Raw genomic sequence first — 17,513 nt, forward strand, 5'->3', positions numbered from 1 at the left:
TCCCCAGTCCCCAGTCCCTATTTTTGAGCCTGAGTAGCTACTGTTAAAACCTGTGGTGGTGACGCATCTGGGGGATAGAGAAAGTCTACCTCTACTAAAGAGCGATCGCCTGTTTTCATGTTTAATACAGCTAATGGTTCCCCAGGCTGGCCTCTCCTCTGCACTAAATGAATAAAATTAGTTTTAGGCTGGCCATTTTCGTCTCGATGTCGTATCCGCACACTGCCCCTAAAGAAGACTTGACGGGCTGGAGTAGTAAAAAAGCGCAGTCCTGGTTGTGTCAGTCGGTCTTCTTTGATGGGGGTTTGTAGCGATATAGTTACAGTCTGGGAAGTAGGAGTATTGTTATATAACGGTAACTTCAAACTATATTGAATCCCGTAATTACCATGCGCCTGATAAGCGGTATCAGGATAACGTACCAAAAGCGGCGCACTCTGAATTTGTTCTGTTCCTAAAGTGCCACCATGCAAGCTACTCAGAGGATAAGAAAATGCTTGTCCTGGTTGGGGAATCGTTAAATACTTAGCTTTGGGAGCATCAACGATAAAAGCCCGCCAATGGGTTCCACGCGCCACACCAGCCACCCGTCCATAAATACGGGGTTTACCAGTTTCTTCTAAAGGTGTGGGTACTCTATCGCGGGGGCCAGATACATCACTATTCTGTAAGAGATTTTCCCACTCTTCTAAAGTCGGCGCACGTTCACTACCATCAGCATTAGTCTTAGCAAACATAGCCAAGCTAGCTGCGTAAACTGTACCATTACTCCGCAGTCGTGCCAAAGTCGAGCGACCATTTAAGGGTGGCGTGAGTCCTCTTACCGGAATCGGCTGGTTGAGTAGCATTTGACTTTCCCCTGGTGGAATCACAATTTGGGCAGGGAAAATATCTTGTCGCCTTCCTCTAAGTACATCTAACATAACGCGATCGCCTGGCCCAGCGAACACATTACCCAAAAGATTCTGACTAAAAGAGGGCAACTGAATAAACGGCGCATCCGGTTGACTTAAATAACTCGCCCCTTGCAACACATTCACTGTCATTGGTTGGGTAGTCGGGTTATGTAAAATTATCCCTAAATATAATGAGCGTAAATCCTCCGGTGGTTCAGCCCTAGCAATGTGATGAGCAAACACATCAAATCTACCGCGAAAGGGAAAATTCAAATGGGCTGATGGTACTTTTTTCCCCTCTGGCGGAAAGGTAGAAAGTAAAATCCCTTCTTTTAAAACCAACTCTGGACTATTGCTATTAAAAGTTGGTATTGCATCCAACTGTCCTGGTAATGGGCGCACTTGTTGCGGCTGTACCACTTCTTCTGGCGGCGGTGTAGCAGGAGTTGATTGAGCAACTAAAAAACTAAGTAACAAAGGCAACATAGTATTAAAAAAATCATCTCCCTTTATAACAACAAAGTATTAGGGGCTAGGGACTGGGGACTGGGGATTAGCTATGAACAATAAATTTTCTCTTGTCTCCCTCATCTCCCTCATCCCCCTCATCCCCTCATCTCTGCCCCTCGGACGGTAATAACTCTACAAAAGTGCCAAATTGTTAATAATTAATAAGAAATCTCTCAGAATCTCTACCAAATTTTCTGGATGCAAAACTGGAACATGGACAAATATACAATGTGCTGCCAGTTTATTTTGTCCTAAGTATTCCAGTACAGAATAATAAAGACCTTCGCAAACAAACTTACCGCAGTCGTCACTAATATCAGTTGCCTTTGCTCCCACCACTAATTGTTTGACATCAATTGTAGTTTGTAAAAAGCTTTCTCCCCGACTTGCACCAAGTTCTACACTTAACTTTTGCCGACTAGCAGCCATGCCACAACAAACAATGTAATCTGGTTGGTACTCCTCTATTTTTGCCATCACCCGGTAACTGGCCAGATCAATATTAACGGGTAACAGGCGCAAAAATTTTAAATCATAGGGGAGTGATTCAAGTTTTATCACTTCAAGTAATAAAACATCCGAGGAATTTGACTGTTGATCATCGAGCCAAGTGTCAAAAGAAGTTAATAGTATTCTTTTCTTCATCAGAAATATTATTTAGAATAGAAAAATACTCCATAAATAATTTACAAGGAACAGGTCAATGCCAGTTATTGCGGTTGTAGACTATGACATGGGAAATTTGCATTCAGTTTGCAAAGGGTTAGAAAACGCGGGAGCCACTCCTAAAGTTACAGATTCCTATAAGGAATTAGCTCAAGCAGATGCAGTTGTCTTGCCAGGAGTCGGCGCATTTGATCCCGCAATGCAACATATCCGAGCGCGAGATTTAGAACAACCGATTAAAGATACAATCGCATCTGGCAAACCCTTCTTAGGCATCTGTTTAGGACTACAAATTTTATTTGAATCCAGTGCTGAAGGAACTCAACCAGGATTAGGAATTGTGCGGGGAAAAGTACGGCGGTTTGTCCATGAACCTGGTATTACAATTCCCCACATGGGTTGGAATCAGCTGCAATTAACTCAACCAAAAAGTATTTTGTGGGAGCATTTGCCCCCTCAACCTTGGGTATATTTTGTGCATTCCTACTATGTTGACCCCATTGAGGCGCAAATTCGGGCAGCAACTGTTACCCACGGTACGCAAACTATCACAGCTGCCATTGCCCATGAAAACCTGATGGCAGTCCAATTTCACCCAGAAAAATCCTCTAACATTGGCTTGCAAATTCTGTCTAATTTTGTTTCCCAAGTACGGGAAAAAATCGCCGCATAATATTAAATTGAAACTTAGAGATTCGTCACTTGTCCTCAGTCATTATGTTTTTGCTACATAATATTGACTATTGACCCTTACAGGTTCGATAGTTGCTTTCCGACGCAAGGCGACAGGAACGCATTATCTCACTATTGACTGTTGACCATTGACAAATGAGTCTAAGAATTTACGGGAATCGCCAAATTAAAACTTTACCAGGGCAAGAAACTCGACCCACCAGTGCGCGGGTTAGGGAAGCAGTTTTTAATATTTGGCAGGGAGAAATAGCAGGTTGTCGCTGGCTAGATTTATGCACCGGGACTGGTTCAATGGGTGCAGAAGCTTTGTGTCGAGGGGCAAATCTAGTAATCGGTATTGAAAAATCAAGTCGAGCCTGTGCCGTTATTCAAGAAAATTGGCAGAAATTGGCACACGATGAGCAGCAATGGCGAATATTGCGCGGTGATGTCATCCAGCAGCTAAAGAACTTATCAGGGCAGCAGTTTGACAAGATTTATTTTGACCCACCTTATGCTAGTGGATTATATCAGTCAGTATTAGAAGCGATCGCTCACCATCAATTATTAGATCCCAACGGTGAAATCGCTGTTGAGCATAATCCCCAAGCATGGACAGATATAGCAATTCCTGATTGGGAGATTTGTCGCGAAAAGGTTTACGGTAACACAGCCCTAACTTTCTACCGCATTGGGGAATCAGGGGAGTAGGGAGTAGGGAGTAGTAAAGCTTTCCCCTTCTCCCTCATCCCCTACTCAGAACTCAATCAACCACCCAACTCATTGGGGCGCTTGTATTGTTTGTAGGCGGCGTAAAACAACCCAGAGAGGGTAACGACAATCAAACCAAGAACAATGCCTGAAAGCAGGGGTTCAACCACTTTAAATCTCCTGTTTACGATTATTCAAAATTCATTTCCTGCTTTTGATTTTACCAAATTGGGGATGAATCCCGCTTCATACAATGTTTTTGGGGAATGGCTAACCAGGACAAAAGTCGTAGATGTGCTTGCAGACAGCATCAAGAACTTTTAAGCTATGTGTAGGAAATGAAAATTTTTGAAAACAACTAGACTTTTACAGCACAACTTTTGGATAACCAGCTTACTAAACCTGAAAATCTGATTCAGCAGATCGTTTTATTGGCTCTAGCGATACTGCTAGTGGTCTTTTTGGGCTTTTTTGGTGTTGAGATGGTGCGAGCCTCCGACCCATATGTCAAGAGTGTTCTGGCATTGAAAGGAGACCAAATACAAGGACACGCTATATTTCAAATCAATTGTGCTGGCTGTCATGGTTTAGAAGCAGATGGGCGAGTAGGCCCTAGCTTGCAAGGTGTTTCTAAACGCAAATCCAAGTATGGACTAATTGATCAAGTCATTAGTGGTAAAACGCCGCCAATGCCCAAATTCCAACCCAGCACTCAAGAAATGGCAGACCTTTTGAGTTATTTGGAGAGTTTATAACCTTGTAGGCAGTTGATATTCAGTTCCTGCTTATTTCCTAGCCATAGAGCGTGTGCTGTATGGTCTGTGACATCATCACCCGTCTCAGGGTGGACGAGAATATCTAACCCCTCACGGTTCAGCATTAGCCAAGGTACGACTTGAGGAAATTGGTTTGGTGAGAAGGCGACTTGATACATGGATTTTGGATGTGGCCCAATAGGCTGATCATGCCAGCGTCCAAGCTGCACTTCAAATCTAGCCCCTAATCCTTCCCGTATCCTATCGGCAATTTCACGAGTCTCGGTATCGTAGTAAACATGAGCGTGAAACCCAGTGATGATGCTGTTTTCTTTCATTACCGTTTTTGCTGAGTTGATCGAATCAGAATTTCAGTCAGTTTCTTGAAAATTAACTTGTGATTGATTGTTGCTGACTGGGTGTTAACTCTACACTGATTTCTGGCAACGAGGGACGGACAGACAAATAAATCAAGGGGCCGAATAGGGGAATGAGAGCAAATAACCAGAAAACCTGCTGATTTTGCCAGTCACGACGCACCATATCATCTCTCAATAATGCCGGAAATAATAGGCAAAGTAGGCAAAAATCTAGACTCATGACATGGATAAAGCGGCTAGTTTGCCACTGTTGGATAAAGTTATGCCAATCTCCTTCACGTAAACCATAAGTGACTAGAATCGTCGCCGCCACAGTGAGAACAATACCAGTCACACGGGAATCTAGCAGCTTAATCAAGGCGTTTTTTGACCCCATAAACTGTTGATTCGGTTCCCGTAAAGCTAAATAGGGTAATAAAGCAAATGCACCAACAGCAAAAGATGCAGTCGCAAATAACCAAGCGGGTAGTTTTTGCCCTCTGCCATCAATAAATAGTAATGCACTATAAATCATAGGCCAGATACCCATGAGGTTGAATAGTGCTATGACTAAGGGATTAATACCTTGCCACTGACCAATAGACAGATTTTTAATTAGCTCCCAGGTATCGGGACTATCGGTCGGCGCAAACACAAAAGCATAAATGATGAATCCTAGCCACAGCACCCCAAAGGCAATTTTTCTGACCATGATTTGATGTAATTAACTGAAGGCTTCTGAGAGATAATCAGCCGCAGCCGTGACAACTGCGATCGCACTTTCGTAATCAAGGCGTGTTGGCCCCAAAACTCCCACACTCCCTAATGGGACTGCACCTCGGCGATAGGTAGAAGAAATCAAGGTACAAGTACGTATCGGTTCTAATGGGTTTTCTGAGCCAATACGCACCGTTACTTTTGGTTTGTTCGTATCTTCCGCCTCTGGCTCCTCAAAGATTAATCGCCATAGTTGCTCTTGTTCTTCTTCCAATAGTTGAATAATTGTTTGCACTTGCTGGAGTTGAGAAAATTCTGGCTGACGCAAAACCTCGGCTACACCCCGCACCATAATCTGTGTCGCGGTTGGTGCTTGTGTGCGGTGAGCTAGTTCTGCTACAGAATCTTTCAGGAACTCCCCATAAAGTTGAAATTCCCGATCTAACTGACTCCAGTCTAAGTTGCTGATTTCTAACAGACTTTGACCCCGTAAGTGACTATTCAAAAAGTTAGAAACAATCTGCAACTCCCGATCAATTACTTCTGGATCAGGTTTTGTTTCTTGTCTGGTTGGGGGCAAATCCATCAGCTTAGAATGGGTTTCATAACCATCCATCACCACAATTAGCATGATCCGTCCCGCTTCAATCTGCATTAATTGCAGATGTCGCACAACGGCTGTATTGGTTTGCGGCATGGTAATCAAGCTAATACACCCACTCAAGCTAGCTAAAATCTGTGCTGCTCCTTGCAAGAGAATCTCTAAGCTCCAATCTTCCCAGTGAAGACGCTCTTGAAGTGACAATTCTACCTTTTTTGTCAGGGCTTCCGTTCGCGTAGCGTCTCGCCAAGAGGGTGTAATTAGCTGGTCAACATAAATGCGATAACCTGAGTCAGAAGGTACTCGTCCGGCAGATGTATGTGGTTGGTACAATAACCCAGATTTTTCTAGTACGCCCATCACATTGCGGATTGTGGCTGAACTAACACCCAGGTCGTACTCCTCGACCAAAGCTTTTGAACCAACAGGCTCTGCCGTAGCTATGTAATGACGTACCGTTGCCCAAAGTATATGCTGTTGTCGATTTGTCAACTGGACTTGCATAGGGTTTCTTTGACAGAAAGCAAACTTTTAATCAAGGTTTGAAAAGATTATTTGAATTAAATGCAAATAAATTAACAATAGTTAATTAAAATCATTAAATATCTAACTCTATTGTAACGACTAACATTACAGTCTTAATCCCACATTTTCGTCTAGCAGGGGTTTAAAGAAAAAATATTGATTTAAAGATGTTATTAAGTTTCTCAGTATTATCCCATAATTATATTAAATAAATTGTATTTGAAGATACTTATTTTTAGTTGATAATTTAGCCTTATTTATGGTATTGCCCATCTCCAGGGAAAATACAGTCTCTATTCACAGTGCTGTTAGTGATAGCGCGGCGTTTAGCCGATGCTGTTACTTAGTAGGGCGCGTCAATACGAATAATTTCTAGGTATTTCCAGGTTTTGTCTGACTGACGCACCCTACATAGGGGATATTTTTTGATTTGGAAGTCCCTAATACTGGGGAATTGAACGGTCAACTAAGATAGAGTAAGCATCAATACCGCCCGAAATATTTTTGACATTGGTGAAACCTTGAGCAAGTAACCACTGGCACATTTGGGCAGAACGGATGCCATGATGACATAGTACAAGAGTTTCAGCATGAGGATTAAGCATAGCCGGAACTTGATCTGCCCACTGGGAAAACTCACTCAGAGGCAGATTTACAAAGCCATTAATACTAGCAAGTGATAATTCTTGGGGTTCACGTACATCTATTAACTGAATACTTGCATCATTTTCAGCCAGACGTTGTGCTAGTTCCTCTACACTAATTTGAGAGATGGGTTGACCAGAAATATTCCCTGTCATGTGGTTTTGATAAACAGTCCAATATCATTTATGGTGACAGAAAACCTGGAACCTAGCATAAGTAATCTTGCTTAAAAGCGCCCTACCAGGGGGAAGGCAATAGGCAATAGGCAACAGGTAACAGGTAACAGGTAACAGGTAACAGGTAACAGGTAACAGGTAACAGGTAACAGGTAACAGGTAACAGGTAACAGGTAACAGGTAACAGGTAACAGGTAACAGGTAATAGGCAATAGGCAATAGGCAATAGGTAACAGGTAATAGGCAATAGTCCTGCTCCCCTGCTCATTCCTAGTCCCCAGTCCCCAGTCCCCAGTCCCCAGTCCCTAATTTTCTGGTTAAATGGCTGTAAACCGTTGTTTTAGATAGGTCTATTGTGAACACACAACGCTCAGTCTCCGGTTTTCTGATAGCTGGTGCGATCGCTTTGGTTGTCATTGCGATCGCAGGCTTTTACTGGTTGTTTGCCAAAAGTCCGGTTAGCCTCATTGCTTCTACCTCCCAGTCTGGTGCTGCTATTTTTGTGTCAAAACTAGCACCAGCGACAGTTTCGTTGTTGGCAAATCCAGAACGCTTACAGGCTTTGGAAAGTGCTGGAGAAATATCTAAACTCAAAACCAGTTTATTAGCTCAAAGTGGTTTAGATTATCGCCAAGATATTCAACCCTGGCTAGGAGAGGAAATTACACTGGCTGTTACCACCTTAGATATTGATCGTGACTCCGAAAACGGTAAGCAGCCAGGATATCTCATGGCTCTAGCCACCAAGAAACCAGAAAAAAGCCGTGAGTTTGTGGAGTTATTATTCTCTAAGCGGGTTTTAGCTGGAGCTAATCTAGCAACTGAAGAATACAAAGGTGCGAAACTTCTCTACGATGACGCACAACCAGAGCTAGAACCCTTAGCTAGTGCAGTAGTTGATGGCTTTGTTTTGTTTGCCAATGATCCTAGAGTGTTGCGTGATGCTATTAATAACGTCCAAGCCCCTGATTTAAATTTGACGAGTTCTCCCCAATACCAAAAAGCCACCCAACAGCTACCTAAAGGCTCTTTAGCTGTAGCCTTCTTCAATCTCCCCATATTGGCACAATGGCAAGGGTTAGATTTACCAGAACCAACCTACGACAGTCAAATTTTTGCTCTGACATTGAATCCTCAAGGACTGTTAGCCGAAACTACATTCTTAGCTGCAACCGAAGTCTCACCCACTTCTGCACCATTATCTCAACTTGTGGGAGCATTACAATATATACCCACCTCAGCCGGGTTGGTGATTTCTGGTTCTCATTTGAGCAATTTGGGTGACAGCGATTTAGCCAAACTCTGGATACAAGCAAAAACAGCCATTTCTGGTTCAGGAACTGATGTAATTTCCCGATTAATCAAACCAATACAAGATGTTGAAAAAAGCTGGAGTATCAACTTAGAACAAGATATATTTAGCTGGGTACAAGGAGAATATGCTCTAGCACTCATCCCCCATGCAGGACAAACAACTCCTGGCTGGATTTTTGTCACAGAAAAACTAGAAACTGTACCAGAAGGAATTGCACGTTTAGATGCGATCGCCTCATCTCAAGGACTAAATACTAATTCTTTACGTTTCAATGAGCAAAAAGTTACCGCTTGGACAGATTTAATTGCCAATACTCAAAAAAACGATACTCCAGAGCATCCATCATTCACTGTTGAAGCCAAAGTCAAAGGCATACATACAACCCTAGGAAATTATGAAATCTTTACCTCTGACCTAGAAACAATTAATGAAGTTTTTACAACCAAAGATAATTCTTTCCTCAAAAACCGTAATTTCCAAAAGACTATTGCGGCTTTTCCCGAATCCAATCAAGGTTATGTGTATCTTGACTGGAACAAAAGCCAAAATTTATTAGAGCGTCAACTACCAATTTTGAAGCTTGTGGAAGTAGTTGGTAAATCCTTTTTTGAGAAACTGCGATCGCTCACTTTTAGTAGTTATGGGAGTGACACAGGAACTCTCAAAGGCGGGATTTTCTTCCAACTTGATCATTAATCAATTAGGGGACACGGCAAATTTCGCCAGTTCCCCTTGTCAAGTCGCTTTTCTACGAGACGCTACGCGAACGCTCCAATTCAAAATTCAAAAAAGGTCATGTATTAACGGGATCTCACTGTGAAATACTGAATTGAATAATTTAAAATTTTTCCTATTGGCCAAAAACTCGTTTAATTAATTATTTCGGTGTCCATCCCATAGAGCATCAAAATCACTCAACGAGGTAGGATGTCATCAAGTTGTAGGTGTAGATTAGGCAAAATCCCAGAAGCGATCGCCTCACCAAGACGGTACTGCTGCTGGTAGTAGTCCTCACCACTCAACTGACAAACTGTAAAAGTCGGTTGTTTCGGTCTACCGATAAAAGCTACCCCACCGAGTCCTCGATAGTCGGCAATCCAGTATTCAGGGATTCCTAAAAGGGCGTATTCTTCAACCTGGCGAGCGTAATCAGTTTCCCAGTTGGTGCTAACTACTTCGACAATGAGTTTGACTGAACGGCCGAGAGTGATTACTGGTTCTTGCTGCCAAAGGGGTTCACTGGAAAGAACAGTTTCATCCAGAACCACAATATCTGGTCTCCGGGCAGTCATGGCATCAGCAAAGGGGCGAATCAGGCAAGTCCTAGGAATAAACCAAGGGAGTTGCGCGTTGGTAATAGCAATACCGATTTTGGTCGCTAGTTTGCCGCCGACAGTTTCATGGGAGCCTGTGGGTTCCATATCAACTAATTCTCCGTCAGCCAGTTCGTAGCGAGGGTTGTCGCAGTATTGGTCAATAAAATCCTCAAAGGTGAGAAGTTTTGATGGTGCATGAGTCATGAAACTGTATCCTATAACAGCGATTTACTGACCTCTGAATGACCAAATGACGCAGATGTTCAGGAAGATTTGATTTACTACATATATTAATCCGCTTTGATTGGTGATAGTGCCTCAATATAGCGATCGCACCTGGAAATATTCCAAGTTCCCATGACGGAGAGGGCAGAAAAGAATCTCAAATTCCTTTATATCAGGCAGCACATTATGAAAGTGGCATACATAAGACACAAATTACCGGAATGGCTTAATTAGAATATGTGTATAAGATCACTACTATAAGAGCCTCAAGGAGGGCTACTATGAAATATTGTCGCCCCCGATTTAATTTTAAAAGCAGTTGGATTTTAGTCTTATTTGGTGCTGTAATTGCTACGCCTGTAATCGCAGAAACACCTAATTTTGGTACATTTAGCTTATCATCAGGGTTTGAACCAGCAAAAGGAATAGTTACAGGCTTTACAGGTGGTTCTTATTCCTTGTCTGCCATCAGTAACCGCGATTGCGATAAAAATGCCTGTATCGGTTTTGCTGATCCCAAACCAGATCACATTATGGTTTTAGAAAAAAACTTTGACAAATTAACAATTACCGTCAACAGTGGTGGCAGCGATACAACTTTATTAATTCAAGGACCAGACGAAAATACGATTCGTTGTGGTGATGACACAGGTAAAAATAAAGACGCTAGCATTGTTGATAAAGGCTGGAAAAAAGGGCCTTATCACGTTTGGGTTGGTACATTTAACCCTGGAGTCAAGCGAAATTACACTTTGACAGTACAGGAAAAATAGATAAATCACTAAAGGTTATAAATCCCATCCATAATTTTTTCCCAATCCCCAATCCCCAGTCCCCAATACTTCGACAAGCTCAGTACAAGTCCCCAATCCCCAATCCCCATTAACGATATGATGGGAGAGTAGCTTGTTGTGCTTTCCGAGGATGCTATCTCGTGCTATCTACAATACGTGCTGACTTTCGTATCATCTTTGAACGTGACCCAGCTGCTCGTAATCTGTTGGAGGTCTTGTTTTGTTACCCTGGTTTGCAAGCCCTACTCTTCCATCGGCTGGCTCACTGGCTACATGGTATTGGTATTCCTTTTATCCCTCGCTTGATTTCTCATATCGCTCGGTTTTTGACCGGAATCGAAATCCACCCAGGCGCAACCATCGGGCAGGGTATATTTATCGATCACGGTATGGGTGTGGTAATTGGTGAAACAGCAATCATCGGTGATTATGCCTTAATTTATCAAGGTGTCACCCTAGGGGGAACAGGTAAAGAAAGCGGCAAACGCCACCCTACTTTGGGTGAAAATGTGGTTGTAGGTGCTGGCGCTAAGGTACTAGGAAATATTCAAATTGGTAATAACGTTCGTATTGGTGCAGGTTCTGTTGTCCTGCGGGATGTACCTTCAAGTTGCACTGTCGTGGGTGTACCAGGTCGAATTGTCTATCGTTCAGGAGTACGTGTTGCACCGCTAGAACATAACAACTTGCCAGATTCAGAAGCGGAAGTTATTCGCGCTTTAGTAAATAGAATTGAGGCATTGGAAGAGCAAATACAAACTCTACAGCACCAACAATCTACAGCTAAAACTCCAGTTTTAGTCAGCTATGTAGTCAAAGATGGTGAAATTTTAGAAGATGCTCCTGTATGTAGCCTCAGAGATAAGGTGATACAGCAGTTTTTAGATGGAGCAGGGATTTAATAGGGATTGGGGATTGGGTAAAAAATTCATGCCTAATCCTTTCCTTCTTTAAGTAATGAGTAATGAGTAATGAGTAATGAGTAATGAGTAAATACCCATTACTTATTACTCATTTAATTTGGTTCACCGATGATGACACCAAAACTGTATGAATAAAAAATGGGTAAATCTCATCAAAGTCAACAGCCTACCCCTACACCCTTTTAGGGATTAATCTCTTTGGTAGACCATATTTCGTTGTCTTCACGGTAATAGAGATGACGATTTTGCGGTTCGCCACGTAATTCTAAGTGATCTACTTGCAGTGGGTTGAGTAGGAGTAGGCAAAAATTGGGTACTGGTTGATGAGGATCTGGTGGCGATGGCTCAAAGGCTGCTTTATCTGCTCTCGATTTACCCGGATGCGGCCAAGCAAATTGTAAACGTGCAGCATCACTTAATTCTTGCCACATAGCAATCCGCGCTGATTGAAAATCAGAGGGGGATGCTTCAGAATCTACTAAAGTCAAGTAACCAGTGAGGCGGAATTGTTCTCGTGTGTTAGGGAAATACCAACAAGCTTCTGCCCAAGGTTGCTGGTTTATCTGCTCAATTTTATCACTACGGTTATCGGTAATAAATTTTAGCTGGTTGCTTTCTGCCAAGAAACCACGAAAGACGACAGTACGATTGGCAGGAGAACCATTTGCTCGAACTGTTGCTAGTTGCAGGTAACGGGCATAAACAAGGCTACGGTTGCGGTGGAGGGCATGGGCGATCGCGCTTCGCCAAGGAGCTAGTGACATGATAAAGTTTTGTTCCAATTTATCCAGACCCAGATTTAGCGCAAAGTCGGACAATTGGCAATCTTTTAGTTAAATCTGATTGCTTGATAGTGCCAATAGTTGATTTGAATTGTTATGTGGGAGAAGCTAAATTTTCTCCATACCCATGATTTTTACAATCAAATACTGTCGATAATTGCAACTCAGTGTATAAACTTTCTGGATAGGAAAAGTCATTATACATCATAAATATAGGTGGCAATTTGTACAGTCATGGCATAGCGTAAAGTGGAAAAATTTTCAATCTTTTATCCTCAATCTACTTGGCGTATAGTCGTAATCTGTTAACAAGCAACAATCCTTTTGATATGGTTCGAGAGCTGGAACTCAAACGTCAGGGTGCAAGGTTTCCCGAAACTGCACCAGCCGCTAATCCTGTATTTTTTAGAACTTATAGCCGCCGCACAGCAGCAGGGTTAAGAGAAACTTGGGATGAAGTGTGCGATCGCACTATCCAAGGTTTAGTGGAGTTAGGTAAACTCTCACTAGAAGAAGCCACTATTTTAGAAAAAACCCAACGTCAACTACAAGCCTTACCCAGTGGGCGTTGGTTGTGGGTGGGCGGTACAGATTGGATCACCAAACCAAAAAACTTTTCTGGCGCATATAATTGCACCTCTACCAATCTCCAAGACTGGAAAGCCTTCGGGTTGATGATGAATCTCGCCATGATGGGTTGCGGTACAGGAGCAGTCATAGAACCACAATATACTAATCAACTGCCTCCCATCCGTAATCGGCTCCATGTGACTGTACAGGGAGAAGTTGGTAATACACCTAAAGATTTACGTCGTGAATATACACAAACCCATATACAAGGCAACAACGTTACTATCTACGTCGGGGATAGCCGGGAAGGTTGGGTGGAATCCTACCAAACTCTCTTAGAACTCTCTACAGACGAAAGATTTACTGATGAAGTACAAGTAATTGTTGACGTTAGCGATGTCCGTCAATCCGGTGAAACCTTAAAAGGCTTTGGCGGTGTGGCAAATCCTGTAAAATTACCTGGACTTTATCAGCGTTGCGCTGCCATTCTCAATAAAGCTTTAGGTAGACGCTTAAATTCTGTAGAATGCTGTTTGTTGATTGACGAAGCTGCTGTAACAATCGTTGCGGGGAATATTCGCCGTTGTCTCCCAGAGGATGCTTTAGTTCATACATCCCACGGTTTAGTTCCTATTAGGGATGTAAAAGTGGGTGACTTGGTGCAAACGCCTTTGGGATTCCGCCGAGTTGTAGATAAATTTGACCAAGGGTTCCAAGATGTCTACGAACTTGAAACCAATGCTACATACCCTAGAGCTACTTTGAACCATCGCCAAGCAGTGTTAGCAGATGCTCAGGGTGGCATTGAATGGAAATACTTTAACAGTTTAGTGGCAGGCGATCGCCTACTGCACAACAAGCAAGTTTTACCAGGGACAGTTACTCATTTACCGACAGATTTTACTGAATCTCGACCCTCTCAAAGTCGCACAGCTAAAACTTTCGTTGTTCCCGAACTCACTGCGGAAGTAGCTTGGCTAATTGGGTTTACACATGGTGATGGTTATGTAGCTCTTGGTCGCAATAAATACGATAAACCCTATGGTCGTGTTGAGTGGTCAATGAACAGCTTGGATGCAGAACTCACAAGTAGAATACAAGCCAAAATTGAAGCTGCTTTAGCTTTATTTGGCTTGAGTGCTGTTCACAGCGTCACCAAAGGCGAAAACACCGCCAAATCTATCTGTTCATCAATTCGCCTAGCTGAGTATTTTCATCGTTACATCAAACAGCCCAATGTTCCCCTGACAGTGCCTAGCTTCATTTTGCAAGGTTCAGTAGATATCCGGGCTGCTTATCTGGCGGGTTTAATGGACAGTGATGGCGGTGTCAACAATCGACCTCCTCATTTAGTGACCTCAGTTTATCGGTTATTTATCAGACAAGTAAGTGTAGTTCTATCCAGCTTGGGTATTGCTGGCAGACTTACTACAACTTATCCACAAAATTCCAGTTGGCAAGTTAAGTACAACTTGACAATTCCCGCACTCAAGGAGCGTTATAACAGCCTCATTGCGCCCCACTCAGCTAAAGGTGAACTACGCCAAGGTTTGAAGATGTATGGTTTCACCGTTCCTGGTGCAATCATGCGGGAAGCTTACACCTACAGCGAAATGCGGGAGATGGGTTTTCAAGGTTCTCGGACTGTAGATGCCAATTATGAACGCTACATTGCTGAGGCGGATATTTCTCTAGATATTCCTGTCACTGTTAAAGGTTTGGGCAGTTACGATCATGTTCAAACTTATGATATTGAAGTGGAAGAAGCGCACTGTTTCTACTGTGATGGATACTTGACGCATAACAGCGCCGGAATGCGCCAGTTCATATCTGATGATGAACAAGGCGCAACTGCCAAAGATAACCTCTGGCAACAAGATGAAAATGGCAACTGGCGTATAGATCCTGAGCGTGATGCTTTACGTATGGCGAACCACACCAGGGTATTTCACCGTAAGCCAACCCTAGAAGAATGTATTAATGCTGTACGTAAGCAATATTACAGTGGTGAGGGTGCAATTCAGTGGGCTGGTGAAGCTGTTGCTAGGGCTAACTGTGATTTGTTAACTACACAAGCTTTGAAAGCTGATTTCATCAAAGCTTACGAACAGGGAGCAGCTAAAGACTGGTTACAAAAACGACACCCTGAAATTGATGCAAAAGAGCTAGAACACCGTCTGGCAAGGTTTGGTCTAAATCCATGCGGAGAAATCTTGGGTAGTGATTTTCACTGCGTAAGTAGTGATACCTTACTGATCACTAAAGATGGAATGCACAAAATTCAGGATGTAGTGGGATGTCAAATTAGCATTTGGAACGGTAAAAACTGGAGTCAAGTGCAACCATTTAAAACTGGTAGTTCTCGCATTCTCTATCGTGTGCGCTTCGGAGACGGTTCATATTTAGATGCAACTGAGTATCACCGCTTCTTTGTCAAAGATAGATTCAGCAAGAGTTATAAAGAAGTCCAAACTAAAGATTTGATGGATACCAGTCGGTATGCTATCCACACTGAACCATTCAAAATTAAGTATGAAGATGGATTAGATATCGATCGCAATTATGCCTACACTTTAGGGCTAGCTGTAGGAGATGGCACAACAGATCAAAAAAATCATGCCAAGATTAGGCTGTATCAAGAGAAAGTTGCTTTGAATGTCGCAGGTAATAAATCTCCTATTAGAGATTATGATTATTCACCTGCATTTACAGATGTCACAGATTTAGGTTTCTCTGGAGGATTCTTAAAAAGCCTAAAAACTAACCCAGAAGCACTGAATGTAATTGCTAGTTGGAACAGACAAGCCATATTGCATTTTATCGCTGGTTTAGCAGATACGGATGGCTCAAATACAAGTAGTAACGGCATCAGAATATATATTTCTGATTATGAGCGAGCATATCGAGTTCAGCTATTACTAACTAAATGCGGTATTCGTTCATCTGTCAATCTTTGCGCGCATAAAGGGTCAGTCACCAATTATGGTATCAGAAGTAGAGATTTATACTACTTGCAAATAACTGAATGTGGTGAAATTCCTTGTCAGCGTTTGGATGTCAGCAAAGGCACAAATGCCAAATATAAAGGTAAATGGCAAGTTGTCAAAAGTGTTGAACAATTACCAGGATTACATGATACTTACTGCTTTAATGAGCCGGAGTACCATAAAGGTGTTTTCGGTAATACTTTAACTGGTAACTGTAATCTATCTGAGATACATCTTAATCAAATTGACCCATTGAACCACAAAGAACAAGAGGAAGCTTTCACGGCTGGGGCGTTATCTGTAGCGTCACTTTTAAATCATCAATTCCAAGAACCACGCTATCAATATAGTCGGGAATTAGACCCAATTGTTGGGGTTTCTTTTACTGGTTTATTTGATTTCTTTGTCCATGCTTTTGGTGTAGATTGGTTGCGGTGGTGGGAAGCTGGTAGACCAGAAACACCCCAAGGATTAGCATTTAAACACCGGGAAGCAGAATACTTAACTTCTTGGAAAGAAATTGTGCAGCGTGTGGTGTGGGATTATTGCGATCGCCACAATATCAAACGCCCCAATCGCTGTACAACCGTCCAACCCAGTGGGACAAAATCACTGTTAACTGGTGCCAGCCCCGGATGGCATCCCCCCAAAGCCCAACGGTTTATTCGCCGCATTACTTGCCGCAAAAATGATCCAGTGGCTTTGGCTTGTCTGGATTACGGTTACAGCATTATTCCTTCCCAGTCAGATAAAGATGAACAAGGGAATTTACTCGATGATCCGTTTGATCCACGGGTGAGTGAATGGCTAGTAGAAATTCCTGTGGCTGTGTCTTGGGCTGATTTACCTGGTGCTGATGTGATTGATATCAGCAAATTTAATGCGATCGCCCAAATGGATTTCTATATGCAAGTGCAGAAATTCTACGTCACTCATAACACCTCTGCAACTATCGAGTTAAGAGAACACGAAGTGGAAGCTTTGGGAACTCGCATCTGGGAAGCCATTCAAAATGATGAAGGCTACATGAGTGCGGCACTACTAGCGAGATTTGACGATCATCAAACCTTCCCTCGTTTGCCATTTGAGCCAATCTCCAAACAGGAGTATGAGCAAATGCTGCAAGCCTTAGCCGCACGCCGCAAAACCGATGATTTCTATGCTGTCTTAAGTCGCTACGATTTCGGCGATTTAATGGAAGTCGGCCCCGCAGGCTGTGACTCTGATAAGTGCATGATGCCTGAACAAAGTCCGAATTAATTCAGCAACAAACGTGAGGGTTTTAGGGGTATAGGGGTTCATGAAAGGATGATTCTGTCCTGATGCCCATGCCCCATGCCCCATGCCCCATGCCCAAATTTACACGTT

At 42.8% G+C, this 17,513-nt stretch carries 16 protein-coding genes; 7 read left to right on the top strand and 9 right to left on the bottom strand.

The window, feature by feature from the left end:
- Positions 1-17 precede the first annotated feature (17 nt).
- The gene (locus NOS7524_RS06265; protein ID WP_015137635.1) at positions 18-1,382 is read right to left on the bottom strand and encodes a DUF3370 domain-containing protein; all 1,365 of its coding nucleotides are present in this window, start codon (positions 1,380-1,382) and stop codon (positions 18-20) included.
- 156 nt (positions 1,383-1,538) lie between these two features.
- On the bottom strand, positions 1,539-2,051 hold the full coding sequence (locus NOS7524_RS06270; RefSeq protein WP_015137636.1) for a pyroglutamyl-peptidase I: 513 nt from the start codon (positions 2,049-2,051) through the stop codon (positions 1,539-1,541).
- Between the two features lie 58 nt (positions 2,052-2,109).
- Here NOS7524_RS06270 and hisH point away from each other — a divergent pair, with 58 nt between their 5' ends.
- Together hisH and rsmD are read left to right on the top strand one after the other, a co-directional pair.
- Positions 2,110-2,745 (top strand): imidazole glycerol phosphate synthase subunit HisH, encoded by a 636-nt coding sequence (gene hisH, locus NOS7524_RS06275; RefSeq protein ID WP_015137637.1) that lies wholly within the window; start codon positions 2,110-2,112, stop codon positions 2,743-2,745.
- 155 nt (positions 2,746-2,900) lie between these two features.
- A complete protein-coding gene (rsmD, locus tag NOS7524_RS06280) occupies positions 2,901-3,455 on the top strand; it encodes a 16S rRNA (guanine(966)-N(2))-methyltransferase RsmD (protein WP_015137638.1) in 555 nt (184 codons plus the stop codon).
- 56 nt (positions 3,456-3,511) lie between these two features.
- Here the strand turns inward: rsmD and petG are convergent, their stop codons facing one another.
- Positions 3,512-3,625, bottom strand: coding sequence for a cytochrome b6-f complex subunit V (petG, locus tag NOS7524_RS28315; RefSeq protein WP_011320710.1), 114 nt, complete (start codon positions 3,623-3,625; stop codon positions 3,512-3,514).
- A gap of 210 nt (positions 3,626-3,835) precedes the next feature.
- Between petG and NOS7524_RS06290 the strand changes: the two genes are divergently transcribed.
- Positions 3,836-4,210, top strand: coding sequence for a c-type cytochrome (locus tag NOS7524_RS06290; RefSeq protein WP_015137639.1), 375 nt, complete (start codon positions 3,836-3,838; stop codon positions 4,208-4,210).
- Here NOS7524_RS06290 and NOS7524_RS06295 read toward each other — a convergent pair.
- The 4 genes from NOS7524_RS06295 to NOS7524_RS06310 form a co-directional block, all read right to left on the bottom strand.
- The gene (locus NOS7524_RS06295) at positions 4,192-4,548 is read right to left on the bottom strand and encodes a DOPA 4,5-dioxygenase family protein (protein WP_015137640.1); all 357 of its coding nucleotides are present in this window, start codon (positions 4,546-4,548) and stop codon (positions 4,192-4,194) included. The two genes, NOS7524_RS06290 and NOS7524_RS06295, sit on opposite strands and share 19 nt — an antisense overlap.
- Before the next feature lie 52 nt (positions 4,549-4,600).
- A complete protein-coding gene (locus NOS7524_RS06300) occupies positions 4,601-5,281 on the bottom strand; it encodes a hypothetical protein (RefSeq protein WP_015137641.1) in 681 nt (226 codons plus the stop codon).
- Positions 5,282-5,293: 12 nt separating this feature from the next.
- Positions 5,294-6,391, bottom strand: coding sequence for a heat-inducible transcriptional repressor HrcA (gene hrcA / locus NOS7524_RS06305; protein ID WP_015137642.1), 1,098 nt, complete (start codon positions 6,389-6,391; stop codon positions 5,294-5,296).
- A 461-nt stretch (positions 6,392-6,852) separates the two neighbouring features.
- On the bottom strand, positions 6,853-7,212 hold the full coding sequence (locus tag NOS7524_RS06310) for a rhodanese-like domain-containing protein (protein ID WP_015137643.1): 360 nt from the start codon (positions 7,210-7,212) through the stop codon (positions 6,853-6,855).
- A gap of 376 nt (positions 7,213-7,588) precedes the next feature.
- Here NOS7524_RS06310 and NOS7524_RS06315 point away from each other — a divergent pair, with 376 nt between their 5' ends.
- On the top strand, positions 7,589-9,244 hold the full coding sequence (locus NOS7524_RS06315; protein WP_015137644.1) for a DUF3352 domain-containing protein: 1,656 nt from the start codon (positions 7,589-7,591) through the stop codon (positions 9,242-9,244).
- Between the two features lie 218 nt (positions 9,245-9,462).
- On the opposite strand, the gene NOS7524_RS06320 is transcribed toward NOS7524_RS06315, so the two are convergent.
- Positions 9,463-10,068: a Uma2 family endonuclease gene (locus NOS7524_RS06320; RefSeq protein ID WP_015137645.1), complete on the bottom strand. Its 606-nt coding sequence runs from the start codon at positions 10,066-10,068 to the stop codon at positions 9,463-9,465.
- A 302-nt stretch (positions 10,069-10,370) separates the two neighbouring features.
- Between NOS7524_RS06320 and NOS7524_RS06325 the strand changes: the two genes are divergently transcribed.
- Together NOS7524_RS06325 and cysE are read left to right on the top strand one after the other, a co-directional pair.
- Positions 10,371-10,862, top strand: coding sequence for a hypothetical protein (locus NOS7524_RS06325; RefSeq protein WP_015137646.1), 492 nt, complete (start codon positions 10,371-10,373; stop codon positions 10,860-10,862).
- 161 nt (positions 10,863-11,023) lie between these two features.
- Positions 11,024-11,785 (top strand): serine O-acetyltransferase, encoded by a 762-nt coding sequence (cysE, locus tag NOS7524_RS06330; RefSeq protein WP_015137647.1) that lies wholly within the window; start codon positions 11,024-11,026, stop codon positions 11,783-11,785.
- A 203-nt stretch (positions 11,786-11,988) separates the two neighbouring features.
- Here the strand turns inward: cysE and NOS7524_RS06335 are convergent, their stop codons facing one another.
- Positions 11,989-12,570, bottom strand: a complete 582-nt coding sequence (locus NOS7524_RS06335) for an Npun_F5749 family FMN-dependent PPOX-type flavoprotein (protein WP_015137648.1) — start codon at positions 12,568-12,570, stop codon at positions 11,989-11,991.
- A gap of 347 nt (positions 12,571-12,917) precedes the next feature.
- On the opposite strand from NOS7524_RS06335, the gene nrdJ reads away from it, so the two are divergent.
- A complete protein-coding gene (nrdJ, locus tag NOS7524_RS06340) occupies positions 12,918-17,405 on the top strand; it encodes a ribonucleoside-triphosphate reductase, adenosylcobalamin-dependent (RefSeq protein WP_015137650.1) in 4,488 nt (1,495 codons plus the stop codon).
- The last annotated feature ends 108 nt before the right edge of the window (positions 17,406-17,513 follow it).

The organism is Nostoc sp. PCC 7524 (assembly GCF_000316645.1).
GTDB lineage: Bacteria > Cyanobacteriota > Cyanobacteriia > Cyanobacteriales > Nostocaceae > Trichormus.

Excerpts from the sequence above, each read along its gene's own strand:
- NOS7524_RS06265 (WP_015137635.1), bottom strand. The coding sequence starts at position 1,382 with ATGTTGCCTTTGTTACTTAGTTTTTTAGTTGCTCAATCAACTCCTGCT.
- NOS7524_RS06270 (WP_015137636.1), bottom strand. The coding sequence starts at position 2,051 with ATGAAGAAAAGAATACTATTAACTTCTTTTGACACTTGGCTCGATGAT.
- hisH (WP_015137637.1), top strand. The coding sequence starts at position 2,110 with ATGCCAGTTATTGCGGTTGTAGACTATGACATGGGAAATTTGCATTCA.
- rsmD (WP_015137638.1), top strand. The coding sequence starts at position 2,901 with ATGAGTCTAAGAATTTACGGGAATCGCCAAATTAAAACTTTACCAGGG.
- NOS7524_RS06295 (WP_015137640.1), bottom strand. The coding sequence starts at position 4,548 with ATGAAAGAAAACAGCATCATCACTGGGTTTCACGCTCATGTTTACTAC.
- NOS7524_RS06300 (WP_015137641.1), bottom strand. The coding sequence starts at position 5,281 with ATGGTCAGAAAAATTGCCTTTGGGGTGCTGTGGCTAGGATTCATCATT.
- hrcA (WP_015137642.1), bottom strand. The coding sequence starts at position 6,391 with ATGCAAGTCCAGTTGACAAATCGACAACAGCATATACTTTGGGCAACG.
- NOS7524_RS06310 (WP_015137643.1), bottom strand. The coding sequence starts at position 7,212 with ATGACAGGGAATATTTCTGGTCAACCCATCTCTCAAATTAGTGTAGAG.
- NOS7524_RS06320 (WP_015137645.1), bottom strand. The coding sequence starts at position 10,068 with ATGACTCATGCACCATCAAAACTTCTCACCTTTGAGGATTTTATTGAC.
- NOS7524_RS06325 (WP_015137646.1), top strand. The coding sequence starts at position 10,371 with ATGAAATATTGTCGCCCCCGATTTAATTTTAAAAGCAGTTGGATTTTA.
- NOS7524_RS06335 (WP_015137648.1), bottom strand. The coding sequence starts at position 12,570 with ATGTCACTAGCTCCTTGGCGAAGCGCGATCGCCCATGCCCTCCACCGC.
- nrdJ (WP_015137650.1), top strand. The coding sequence starts at position 12,918 with ATGGTTCGAGAGCTGGAACTCAAACGTCAGGGTGCAAGGTTTCCCGAA.